Annotated in this window: 4 protein-coding genes, 1 tRNA gene and 1 rRNA gene; 5 read left to right on the top strand and 1 reads right to left on the bottom strand. The window is 70.8% G+C overall.

Going from position 1 to position 12,499, the window contains the following annotated elements; translation table 11 throughout:
* Positions 1 to 93: ribosomal RNA gene (gene rrf / locus AC07B0_RS30875) — 5S ribosomal RNA — on the top strand; the annotation flags it as partial.
* Between the two features lie 5 nt (positions 94 to 98).
* Positions 99 to 171: transfer RNA gene (locus tag AC07B0_RS30870), tRNA-Thr, on the top strand.
* Positions 172 to 319: 148 nt separating this feature from the next.
* On the opposite strand, the gene AC07B0_RS30865 is transcribed toward AC07B0_RS30870, so the two are convergent.
* Positions 320 to 2,902 (bottom strand): SpoIIE family protein phosphatase, encoded by a 2,583-nt coding sequence (locus AC07B0_RS30865; RefSeq protein WP_478899408.1) that lies wholly within the window; start codon positions 2,900 to 2,902, stop codon positions 320 to 322.
* Between the two features lie 126 nt (positions 2,903 to 3,028).
* Here AC07B0_RS30865 and AC07B0_RS30860 point away from each other — a divergent pair, with 126 nt between their 5' ends.
* The 3 genes from AC07B0_RS30860 to AC07B0_RS30850 all read left to right on the top strand — a co-directional run bounded on the left by AC07B0_RS30860 (position 3,029) and on the right by AC07B0_RS30850 (position 12,472).
* Positions 3,029 to 8,563, top strand: coding sequence for a HAMP domain-containing protein (locus AC07B0_RS30860; RefSeq protein ID WP_478899396.1), 5,535 nt, complete (start codon positions 3,029 to 3,031; stop codon positions 8,561 to 8,563).
* Positions 8,564 to 8,805: 242 nt separating this feature from the next.
* Positions 8,806 to 9,489, top strand: coding sequence for a response regulator (locus AC07B0_RS30855; RefSeq protein WP_356874176.1), 684 nt, complete (start codon positions 8,806 to 8,808; stop codon positions 9,487 to 9,489).
* Positions 9,490 to 9,712: 223 nt separating this feature from the next.
* Positions 9,713 to 12,472: a DNA translocase FtsK gene (locus tag AC07B0_RS30850; RefSeq protein WP_469381049.1), complete on the top strand. Its 2,760-nt coding sequence runs from the start codon at positions 9,713 to 9,715 to the stop codon at positions 12,470 to 12,472.
* Positions 12,473 to 12,499: the final 27 nt, after the last annotated feature.

Here is a 12,499-nt window from a genome sequence, read left to right as displayed (position 1 = left end):
ACGCCCGGTTACATTCCGAACCCGGAAGCTAAGCCTTTCAGCGCCGATGGTACTGCAGGGGGGACCCTGTGGGAGAGTAGGACGCCGCCGAACAACCCGCCCTTTTAGCTCAGTCGGTAGAGCGTCTCCATGGTAAGGAGAAGGTCAACGGTTCGATTCCGTTAAAGGGCTCTGATGAAGACAAAAAGGCCCCCGCCTCTTGGCGGGGGCCTTTTTGCGTTCCAGGACCGTTTCCGGAACCGGATGGGGCGGATCTCGCCGACCGGACTTCCCGAGTCCGGGAGGATCCGCCCCACCGCCGGCTGTGCCCGCGGGCCCCTCAGGAGCCTTCGCGCTGCTGGGGTACGCGGAAGGCCAGAATGGCCATGTCGTCCGAGGCGGGTTCCGCGGCGAAGCGTTCCACCGCGCGCAGCACACGGGAGGCGACCGCGCCGGCCGTGAGGCCCGTACACGTCGTCAGTACCTCGGCGAGGCCGTCGTCGCCCAGCATGCGGCTGCCCTCGCGGCGTTCCGTCACCCCGTCCGTGACACAGAGGAGGACGTCGCCCGGGTCCAGGGTGAGGGTCTGTTCGTACAGGTCCAGGTCCTCGATGACACCCAGCAGGGGCTGCGGTTCGGCGGCGGAGGTGACCTCGCCGTCCGGGCGCAGGCGCAGCGGGAGCGGGTGGCCGGCGCAGACGACCTTCATCAGGGCGCCGCCGTCGGGCTGCGGGTGCAGCTCGCCGTACAGGAGGGTGAGGAACCGGCTGCGGGCGCCCTCGTCGAGGATCGCCGCGTTGAGGCGCTCCAGGACCGCCGGGCCGCCGAGGCCCTCGCGGGCCAGCAGGCGCAGGGCGTGCCGGGCGAGGCCGGTGACCGCGGCCGCCTCGGGGCCCGTACCGCAGACGTCGCCGATGGCGAAGCCGTACGCGCCGTCGCGGATCGGGAAGACGTCGTAGAAGTCGCCGCCCACCTCGTTGCCCTCGCCGGCGGCGCGGTAGATGACCTCGACCTCCATGCCCGGGATGGCCGGGGAACCGGGCGGCAGGAGGCTGCGCTGGAGGGAACGGCTGATCGCCGTGCGCTCCGAGTAGAGGCGGGCGTTGTCGAGGGCCAGGGCCGCCCGGCGGGACAGGTCGTCGGCCAGTTCGAGGATCTCCTGGCGGAAGTGCTCCTCGCGCGGCTTGCCCAGGGTGAGCATGCCGATGACCCGGTTGCGCGCCAGGAGGGGCAGGACGACCGAATCGCCGCCGACAGCGGTGGCCGCGGCCGCCCACGGGCGGGCGCCGGCCTCGCGGACCGGCTCGGGCGGACTGACCCGCGACAGCAGGGCCTTGAGACCGTCGATGCGTTCCTCGTCCTCGTGCAGCACGTAGGCGAGGTAAGGGTCCGAGGCCTGGTCGGCGATCGTGTAGACGGCGCACCAGGTGGCGAGGGTCGGGACGGTCATCTGGGCCATGAGGGCCAGGGTCTGGTCCCGGTCGAGGGTGCCCGCCAGCAGGTCGGAGGCCTCGACGAGAAAGGAAAGGGAGCCGCGGCGCAGGCGTTCCAGCTCGCCGAGCCGGGCGGACTCGACGGCGAGGGCGATGCGGTCGGCGGCGAACTGGAGGCGCAGGGCCTCCTCGTTGGTGTAGCGGCCGGGGTTCTCCGTGGCGACGCCGAGGGAGCCGGTGAGGCGGCCTTCGACCTTGAGGGGGACGGTGATCACGGACCGCATGCCGGTGGACTCCAGGAGCGGTACGGCTCCGGGGACGGCGGCGAGGTCGTCGTGGACGGCGGGCATGCGGGCGGAACCGTAGCGGTTGGTGCCGGCCTCGACGGGCACGCGGGCGAAGCGCTGGCGGGTCGAGGGCAGGCCGGTGGTCGCGCGGACCTCCAGCTCCGTCTCGTCGTCCGTGGCGAGCAGCAGGAACGCGGCGTCGGCGTCGAGCATGTCGCGGGCGCGTTCCACCGTGCGCTGGAGCAGGCTCTCCAGATCGTCGGGGGCGGGCGAGCCGATGAACACCTCGAAGGGGTCCACCGGCCGGCTGTCGCCGGGCTGGCCCCCGTCGGCGGGGACCCGCACCGGGGTCTGGAGGAGGGCGCGCTCGTCGTCGTGGACGAGGAGGCAGACGATCGACGGCTCCCCGTGGGCGTCGCGTACCCGCAGGTGGGACGCGTAAACGGGGATGACGCGGCCGTCGGCGCCGCGGATGCCGTAGCTGCCCTCCCAGCGGGACAGGCGCAGGGCCTCCGCGATGCCGGTGCCGGTGCCTGGGGTCTGGGGCCAGGCGGCGAGTTCGGCGAGCGGGCGGCCGAGGGCCTTCTCGGCGGGGTGGCCGAAGATGTGCTCGGCGTCGTCGTTCCAGCCGGAGACGGCGTCGGCGGCGTCGATCTGGAGCACGGCGACGCGGACCCGGCTGTCGGTCAGCGGCAGGAACTGGTCCGGTACGACGGGCCCCGCGGAGCGGGTACCGACCGGACGGTCCGGCAGGTCCAGGCGGAACCACACGTGTTTTTGGGTGGCCGTGTACTCGACGCCCCAGCGGGTGGCGAGGGCGGCGCAGAGCATCAGGCCGCGCCCGCTCTCGCGGTCGGGGTCGGCGTAGGGGCGCTCGCCGGGATGGGCGAGCGGGAGTTCGCGCTCCGGATACCGGTCGGCGACCTCGACGCGTACGCCGTCCTCGGCGCGCAGGCACAGGACCTCGGCCCGGGTTCCGGCGTGGACCACGGCGTTCGTGACGAGCTCGCTGGTGAGGACCACGGCGTCGTCGACGATGTCCGCGAATCCCCAGCCCTGGAGGGTGTCGCGGACGAACGCGCGGGCACCGGCGACCGAGCGCCCCTGTGGATCGAAACTGGCAGCCGCCCGTGCCGTGATCACAAGTCTCCTTCGACGCGGTTGGACATCGGATGCCAGGTTACTTACCTTCGCGGTCGCCAGGATGCCGTCGTGGGGGATTCCACCCGCAGGGTACGGCCGGTGTGCGATGGTGCCGGAGTGTTATGGCCGGGTTCGGCCGGGGTGAAACACTGGGCAGGCTTGGAGAGCCGGATTTTGGATAGTCGGATGTCCGGTGGAACAGTGGTCGACCCTTTCGGGAGGGACACGGTGGAGTCTGGAGCAGCGGTGCGGCGTACGGGAACGCGCCCCAAGGGGGGACGGTCCCGGCGCGGCGGGACGACGGAGGTCGATACCGCCGCTCTGAACCGGCTGCTCACGGCACTGGTGTCGATGCGTGACGGGAACTTCCGCAAGCGGCTGACGGTGTCCGGCGAAGGCGTGATGGCGGAGGTCGCCGCCGTCTACAACGAGGTCGCCGACCGCAACCTCCACCTGACCGGAGAGCTGTCCCGGGTCCGGCGGATGGTGGGCCGTGAGGGCAAGTTGAGCGAACGGCTGGAAACCGGTGCCTGCGAGGGCTCCTGGGCGGCCGCGATCGACGCCTCGAACCAGCTCGTGGACGATCTGGCCCGGCCGGTGTCCGAAGTGGGCCGGGTGCTCTCGGCGGTCGCCGAGGGTGATCTGGACCAGCGGATGGACCTGCGCACGCAGGCGGCGGAGGGCGCCGGGCATCCGTTGCGCGGGGAGTTCCTCAAGGTCGGGCGTACGGTCAACAACCTGGTCGACCAGCTGTCCGCGTTCACCGACGAGGTGACGCGCGTGGCGCTGGAGGTGGGTACCGAGGGCAAGCTGGGCGGTCAGGCGCAGGTGCGCGGAATGTCCGGTTCTTGGAAGGACCTGACCGACTCCGTCAACACCATGGCGTACCGGCTCACCGCCCAGGTGCGTGACATCGCTCTCGTCACGACGGCGGTGGCCAAGGGCGATCTGTCGCGCAAGGTCACGGTGCACGTGGCCGGCGAGATGCTCCAGCTGAAGAACACCGTGAACACGATGGTGGACCAGCTGTCGTCGTTCTCCTCCGAGGTGACTCGCGTGGCCCGCGAGGTGGGTACGGAGGGTGAGCTCGGCGGTCAGGCCAAGGTGCCCGGGGTCGCGGGCGTGTGGAAGGACCTGACGGACTCGGTCAACACCATGGCCGGCAACCTGACGGCGCAGGTGCGCGGGATCGCGCAGGTCACGACGGCCGTCGCGAACGGCGACCTGTCGCAGAAGGTGCGGGTCAGCGCGCGCGGCGAGGTCGCGCAGCTGGCCGAAACGATCAACCAGATGACCGAAACCCTGCGCACCTTCGCGGACGAGGTCACGCGCGTGGCCAGCGAGGTCGGGGCCAAGGGTCTCCTCGGCGGTCAGGCGCAGGTGCCGGGTGCGGCGGGGACGTGGAAGGACCTCACCGATTCGGTGAACACGGTCTTCCGGAACCTGACGACGCAGGTGCGGGACATCGCGCAGGTGACGACGGCCGTGGCGAACGGCGATCTGTCGCAGAAGGTCACCGTGGACGTGGCCGGCGAGATGCTGGAGTTGAAGAACACCGTCAACACGATGGTCGACCAGCTCCAGTCCTTCGGTGCCGAAGTGACGCGAGTGGCGCGTGAGGTCGGTGTCGAGGGTGAGCTCGGCGGTCAGGCGCAGGTGCCAGGTGCGGCGGGGACGTGGAAGGACCTCACCGATTCGGTGAACACCGCCTTCCGCAACCTGACCGGGCAGGTCCGCAACATCGCGCAGGTGACGACGGCCGTGGCGAACGGCGACCTGTCGCAGAAGGTCACCGTGGACGTCTCCGGTGAGATGCTCCAGCTGAAGAACACCGTGAACACCATGGTGGACCAGCTGTCGTCCTTCGCGGACCAGGTCACGCGGATGGCGCGGGACGTGGGTACGGAGGGACGCCTGGGCGGCCAGGCGCGGGTCGAGGGGGTTTCCGGAACCTGGAAGGAACTCACGGACTCGGTCAACTTCATGGCCGGGAACCTGACGTCACAGGTGCGGCAGATCGCCCAGGTGACGACGGCGGTGGCCCGCGGTGACCTGTCGCAGAAGATCGACGTGGACGCCCGGGGCGAGATCCTGGAGCTGAAGAACACCATCAACACGATGGTCGACCAGCTCTCGGCCTTCGCCGAGCAGGTGACCCGGGTGGCCCGGGACGTGGGTACGGAGGGCCGGCTCGGCGGTCAGGCGCAGGTGCCCGGGGTGGCCGGTGTCTGGCGCGATCTGACCGATTCGGTGAACGGCATGGCCGGGAACCTGACCTCGCAGGTCCGCAACATCGCGCAGGTCGCGACGGCGGTGGCCCGCGGTGACCTGTCGCAGAAGATCGACGTGGACGCCCGGGGCGAGATCCTGGAGCTGAAGAACACCCTCAACACGATGGTCGACCAGCTCTCGAACTTCGCCGAGCAGGTGACGAGGGTCGCCCGCGAGGTGGGTACGGAGGGCATCCTCGGCGGCCAGGCGGAGGTGAAGGGGGTCTCCGGGACCTGGAAGGACCTCACCCAGTCCGTCAACTTCATGGCCAACAACCTGACGTCGCAGGTGCGCAACATCGCCGAGGTGACCACGGCGGTGGCCATGGGCGACCTCTCGAAGAAGATCACCGTCGACGCGAAGGGCGAGATCCTCGAACTCGTCACGACCGTGAACACGATGGTCGACCAGCTGTCCTCCTTCGCGGAGCAGGTGACGCGGGTCGCCCGCGAGGTGGGCACCGAGGGCATCCTCGGCGGTCAGGCGCGGGTGCGCGGGGTGACCGGCATCTGGAAGGACCTCAGCGACAACGTCAACACCATGGCGGGGAACCTGACGGCCCAGGTGCGCGGGATCGCGCAGGTCTCGGCGGCGGTCGCCAACGGTGACCTGACGAAGAAGGTCACCGTCGAGGCGCGCGGCGAGGTCGCGCAGCTCGCCGACACCGTGAACACGATGGTGAAGACCCTGTCCTCGTTCGCGGACGAGGTCACGCGCGTGGCCCGCGAGGTGGGTACGGAGGGCCGTCTCGGCGGTCAGGCGCACGTGCCGGGGGTGTCGGGGACCTGGAAGGACCTCACCGACTCGGTGAACTTCATGGCCTCCAACCTCACCGGGCAGGTGCGGCAGATCGCCATGGTCACGACGGCCATCGCCAAGGGCGACATGACCAAGAAGATCGACATCGACGCGCGCGGCGAGATCCTGGAGCTCAAGACCACGATCAACACGATGGTCGACCAGCTGTCGTCGTTCGCCGACCAGGTGACGCGGGTCGCGCGCGAGGTGGGCACCGAGGGCATCCTGGGCGGCCAGGCGCGGGTGCGCGACGTCGACGGCACCTGGCGGGACCTCACCGAATCCGTGAACGAGATGGCCGGGAACCTCACCCGGCAGGTGCGCGCGATCGCGGCCGTGGCCACCGCGGTGACCCGCGGCGACCTGAGCCTGAAGGTCGACGTGGACGCGGCGGGCGAGATCCAGGTGCTCCAGGACAACATCAACACGATGATCGTCAACCTGCGGGACACCACCCTGGCCAACAAGGAGCAGGACTGGCTCAAGGGCAACCTCGCCCGGATCTCGGCCCTCATGCAGGGCCGCCGGGAGCTGGACGACGTGGCCTCGCTCATCATGAGCGAGCTGACCCCGGTGGTCTCCGCGCAGCACGGTGCCTTCTTCCTGGCGCTGCCGACCGGCGGGTCCACCGAGATCGGGACGGACGGCGGCGCGGAGGGTTCGTACGAGCTGCGGATGCGCGGGAGTTACGCGTACGCGGGCGGTCAGATGCCGATCGCGTTCCGTCCGGGTGAGGGGCTGATCGGGACGGTCGCCGAGGAGAAGCGGACGATCCTCGTCGAGAACACCCCGCCGGGCTACCTCAAGATCTCCTCCGGGCTCGGTGAGGCACCGCCGGCGCACGTGATCGTGCTGCCGGTGCTGTTCGAGGGGAAGGTGCTCGGGGTCATCGAGCTGGCGGGCTTCCAGCCCTTCACGCAGATCCAGAAGGACTTCCTCAGCCAGATCGCCGAGATGATCGGTACGAGCGTCAACACCATCTCCGTCAACTCCAAGACGGAGATGCTGCTCAAGCAGTCGCAGGAGATGACCGAACAGCTGCGGGAGCGCTCCGACGAGCTGGAGAACCGGCAGAAGGCCCTCCAGGCCGCGAACGCGGAACTGGAGGAGAAGGCCGAGCTGCTGGCCCAGCAGAACCGGGACATCGAGGTGAAGAACACCGAGATCGAGGAGGCCCGGCAGGTCCTGGAGGAGCGCGCCGAGCAGCTCGCGGTCTCGATGCGCTACAAGAGCGAGTTCCTGGCGAACATGTCCCACGAGCTGCGGACGCCGCTCAACTCGCTGCTGATCCTGGCCAAGCTGCTCGCCGACAACGCGGACGAGAACCTCTCGCCGAAGCAGGTGGAGTTCGCCGAGACGATCCACGGGGCGGGTTCGGACCTGCTCCAGCTCATCAACGACATCCTCGACCTGTCGAAGGTCGAGGCGGGCAAGATGGACGTCTCGCCGACGCGGATCGCGCTGGTCCAGCTCGTGGACTACGTCGAGGCCACGTTCAGGCCGCTGACCGCGGAGAAGGGCCTGGACTTCTCGGTACGGGTGTCCCCGGAGCTGCCGGCGACCCTGCACACCGACGAGCAGCGGCTCCTCCAGGTCCTGCGCAACCTGCTGTCGAACGCGGTGAAGTTCACCGACTCCGGGGCCGTGGAGCTGGTCATCCGGCCGGCCGGCGGCGACGTGCCGACCGCGATCCGGGAGCAGTTGCTGGAAGCCGGGTCGCTGCGCGAGGCGGACGCGGACCTCATCGCCTTCTCGGTGACCGACACCGGCATCGGGATTGCGGCGAGCAAGATGCTGGTGATCTTCGAGGCGTTCAAGCAGGCCGACGGCACCACCAGCCGCAAGTACGGGGGCACCGGACTCGGGCTGTCCATCAGCCGGGAGATCGCCCGGCTGCTGGGCGGGGAGATCCACGCCGCCAGTGAGCCCGGCCGCGGTTCGACCTTCACGCTGTACCTGCCGCTGCACCCGAGCGAGCTGCCCCCGCAGGGGTACGCGCCGCCCACGCCCGGCGGCGCGCGCGCCGAGTACCGCAGGGCGGCCGAGGAGACGCGGCCCGAGCCGGTGGAGCACCCGCCGGCGCCCGTGGCCGCCGGGCCGGTGCGGGCGGCGTTGCCCGCGGCCGAGCCGGCCGGCCAGGGGTCGTCGGCGCTGTTCCGGCGGCGCCGCAAGCAGCAGCCGGACACCCTGTCGCGCGGCGAGGTGCCGGGGCAGGCGGACGCGGGCGCGTGGGACGTGGAGGAGCCGCTGCCGGCCGCGCCGCGGACGTACGATTTCCACGGTGAGCGGGTGCTCATCGTGGACGACGACGTGCGCAACGTGTTCGCGCTGACCAGCGTGCTGGAACAGCACGGGCTGGCGGTGCTCTACGCCGAGAACGGGCGGGAGGGCATCGAGGTCCTGGAGCAGCACGACGACGTGGCGCTCGTCCTGATGGACATCATGATGCCGGAGATGGACGGGTACGCGACGACGTCGGCGATCCGGAGGATGCCGCAGTTCGCGGGTCTTCCGATCATCGCGCTGACGGCGAAGGCGATGAAGGGCGACCGGGAGAAGGCCATCGACTCCGGTGCGTCCGACTACGTCACCAAGCCGGTGGAACCCGACTACCTACTGTCGGTCATGGAGCAGCACATGCGCGAAAGCTGATCACCGACCGGATGGTGGTCGCGCGGTGAGCGGGGGCGGAGGGGGAACCTTCTGCCCTCCCATCACGTTTCCGCTTCGTGCACAGTGACATCCTGGTGACAGGGTGTGGCGATCTCGGGACTGGGGCTACGATGACCGGCACAAGGACGGACGGCGCACGGATGCCGTTCTCTGGGGCGGGGCCCGGCACACAGGCCGGAGCCTGGAGCCGGGGAGGCCCCATGCCGGGGCGAGGAGGAGGCATGGTGCAGAAGGCCAAGATCCTCCTGGTCGACGACCGGCCGGAGAATCTGCTGGCGCTGGAGGCCATCCTCTCCGCGCTCGATCAGACACTGGTCAGGGCGTCGTCGGGGGAGGAAGCGCTCAAGGCGCTGCTGACGGACGATTTCGCGGTCATCCTGCTGGATGTCCAGATGCCGGGCATGGACGGATTCGAAACCGCCGCGCACATCAAGCGGCGGGAGCGGACCCGGGACATCCCGATCATCTTCCTCACCGCGATCAACCACGGTCCGCACCACACCTTCCGCGGTTACGCGGCGGGCGCGGTGGACTACATCTCGAAGCCGTTCGACCCGTGGGTGCTGCGCGCCAAGGTCTCGGTGTTCGTGGAGCTCTACACGAAGAACTGCCAACTGCGGGAACAGGCGGCGCTGCTGCGGCTCCAGCTGGAAGGCGGCGGCTCCAACGGCGCGGACGGCAGCAAGGAGACCGCGGGCCTGCTGGCCGAGCTCTCCGCGCGGCTCGCGGCGGTCGAGGAGCAGGCGGAGGCGCTGACCAAGCAGCTCGGCGAGGACTCGGCCGATGCCGCGGTCGTGGCCACCGCCGCCCATCTGGAACGCAAGCTCACCGGACTGCGGCGCGCGCTCGACGCGCTGGAGCCGGGCACCGGCGGGCCGACCGCCGTCCTTCCCGCGCAGGGCTGAGCCGCCGCCGCGGGTGAGCCGCCCCGTCCCGTACGGGGCGGCCGCCTGCCGTGCCTCGTGCGCGGCTCGGCGCACCGTTGCGCGGAACCTGCGCCTCCGGCGGGCGGAGTGGGGACCTGTCAGGTCTGCCGGGGCGTCAAAGCACGTACAGAACGGGCGACACGAACGGGTGAAGGGGTGGGCACGCGTGTCCACCGGCGCGCGCACCGGTAACCTCGCCCCCATGGCCTCACGTACGTCCGGCAAGGGTTCCCAGAGCAGCGCGGGCACCGCGAAGGGCCGCACCGGCCGGACGACGGCGCCGGCGAAGAAGTCGGCTCCCGCGGGCAAGCCCCCCGCGAAGAAGGCCGCGGCGGCCCGGCGCGCCCCGGTGAAGAAGGTCGCCGCCAAGCCCGCTCCGTCCCCGACCGGGGGCGTGGTGCGGCTGGTGCGCGCCTGCTGGCTCGGTCTCGCGCACGCGGTCGGAGCCGTCTTCCGCGGGGTCGGCCGGGGTGCCAAGAACCTCGATCCGGCCCACCGCAAGGACGGGGTGGCGCTGCTGCTGCTCGCCCTGGCGCTGATCGTGGCCGCCGGGACCTGGTCGAACCTGAGCGGGCCCGTCGGGGACCTCGTCACGATGCTGGTCACCGGCGCCTTCGGACGCCTGGACCTGCTCGTCCCGATCCTGCTCGGCGTCATGGCGGTACGTTTCATCCGCCATCCGGAACAGACCGATGCCAACGGGCGCATCGGCGTCGGCCTGTCCGCCCTCGTCGTCGGCGTGCTCGGGCTCGTGCACATCGCCTGCGGGGCGCCCGGCCGGGACGAGGGCACCACCGCCATGCAGAACGCGGGCGGGCTCGTCGGCTGGGCCGCCTCGAAGCCGCTCATCTTCACCATGGGCGCGCCGCTGGCCGTCCCCATGCTGGTGCTGCTCACCGTCTTCGGGCTGCTGGTGGTCACCGCGACCCCGGTCAACGCGATCCCGCAGCGGCTGCGCCGCCTCGGCATCCGGCTGGGCGTCATCGCGCCGAACGAGTACGACGAGGGGTACGGGGAGCCGGAGGGCGCGGGCCGCCAGGACCGGCACGATCCCGAGCAGTGGCAGGCCCGCGCCGGGGAGCCGGCGGATCCGGCGGGGTCCGCCGAGGAGGCAGCGCTGGCCCGGCGGCGCCGGCCGCGGCGGAGCACCGCCCGGCCGGGGGAGCGGGAGATGGACGCCGTCGACGTGGCCGCGGCGGCCGCCGCCGCGCTGGACGGGGTCGTCTACGGGGGACTGCCGCCCTCGCCGGTCGTCGCCGACCTCACCCACGGCATCACCACCGAGCGCGCGGGCGTCGAGGTCACCGCACCGGTGCCGCCCGCCCGGGAGCAGGCTCCCGCCGCCCCGGCGGCGCCGGCAGCCGGGGACCCGCCGCACGAGCGCACCGCCGCGGCCTCCGGGACGCTGTCGGTGCCGGACCTGACGAAGGCCCCGCCCGAGGCCCAGCCGCTGCCGCCGCGCGCCGAGCAGCTCCAGCTGCGCGGGGACATCACGTACGCCCTGCCCTCCCTGGACCTGCTGGAACGCGGCGGGCCCGGCAAGACCCGCAGCGCCGCGAACGACGCGGTGGTGGCCTCGCTGACGAACGTCTTCACCGAGTTCAAGGTCGACGCGCAGGTCACGGGCTTCACCCGGGGGCCGACGGTCACCCGCTACGAGGTGACGCTCGGCGCCGCCGTGAAGGTCGAGCGGATCACGGCGCTCGCGAAGAACATCGCCTACGCCGTGGCCTCCCCGGACGTACGGATCATCAGCCCGATCCCGGGCAAGTCGGCGGTCGGCATCGAGATCCCGAACACCGACCGGGAGATGGTCAACCTGGGCGACGTCCTGCGCCTCGCGGACGCCGCCGAGGACGACCACCCGATGCTGGTGGCGCTCGGCAAGGACGTCGAGGGCGGCTACGTCATGGCCAACCTCGCCAAGATGCCGCACGTGCTCGTCGCGGGCGCGACGGGCTCCGGCAAGTCCTCCTGCATCAACTGCCTGATCACCTCGGTCATGGTCCGGGCCACCCCGGAGGACGTCCGGATGGTGCTCGTCGACCCCAAGCGGGTGGAGCTGACCGCGTACGAGGGCATCCCGCACCTGATCACGCCGATCATCACCAACCCCAAGCGGGCCGCCGAGGCCCTCCAGTGGGTCGTGCGCGAGATGGACCTGCGCTACGACGACCTGGCCGCCTTCGGCTTCCGGCACATCGACGACTTCAACCAGGCGATCCGGGACGGCAAGATCCAGCTGCCGCCTGGCAGCGAGCGGGAGCTCAGCCCGTACCCGTACCTGCTGGTGATCGTCGACGAGCTCGCCGACCTGATGATGGTGGCCCCGCGCGACGTCGAGGACTCCATCGTCCGCATCACCCAGTTGGCCCGCGCGGCCGGCATCCACCTCGTGCTCGCCACCCAGCGGCCCTCCGTGGACGTGGTGACCGGCCTGATCAAGGCCAACGTGCCCTCGCGGCTCGCCTTCGCCACCTCCTCCCTCGCCGACAGCCGGGTCATCCTGGACCAGCCGGGCGCGGAGAAGCTGATCGGCAAGGGTGACGGACTGTTCCTGCCGATGGGCGCGAACAAGCCGGTCCGCCTCCAGGGCGCCTTCGTCACCGAGGACGAGATCCACGGGATCGTGCAGCACTGCAAGGACCAGATGGCGCCCGTCTTCCGGGACGACGTCACGGTCGGGCAGAAGCAGAAGAAGGAGATCGACGAGGAGATCGGCGACGACCTGGACCTGCTGTGCCAGGCCGCGGAGCTGGTGGTCTCCACCCAGTTCGGCTCCACCTCGATGCTCCAGCGCAAGCTGCGGGTCGGCTTCGCCAAGGCCGGCCGGCTCATGGACCTGATGGAGTCGCGGGGGATCGTCGGCCCGAGCGAGGGCTCGAAGGCCAGGGACGTGCTCCTCAAACCCGACGAACTGGACGGGGTCCTCGCCGTGATCCGGGGCGAAGACCCCGCCTAGTCCCGTGACCGGGAGCGCCCGGAACGC

This window comes from Streptomyces sp. NPDC044704, assembly GCF_056433525.1.
This window is presented reverse-complemented; position numbering and strand designations above follow the sequence as displayed.

Excerpts from the sequence above, each read along its gene's own strand:
- AC07B0_RS30860 (WP_478899396.1), top strand. The coding sequence starts at position 3,029 with ATGTCCGGTGGAACAGTGGTCGACCCTTTCGGGAGGGACACGGTGGAG.
- AC07B0_RS30855 (WP_356874176.1), top strand. The coding sequence starts at position 8,806 with ATGGTGCAGAAGGCCAAGATCCTCCTGGTCGACGACCGGCCGGAGAAT.
- AC07B0_RS30850 (WP_469381049.1), top strand. The coding sequence starts at position 9,713 with ATGGCCTCACGTACGTCCGGCAAGGGTTCCCAGAGCAGCGCGGGCACC.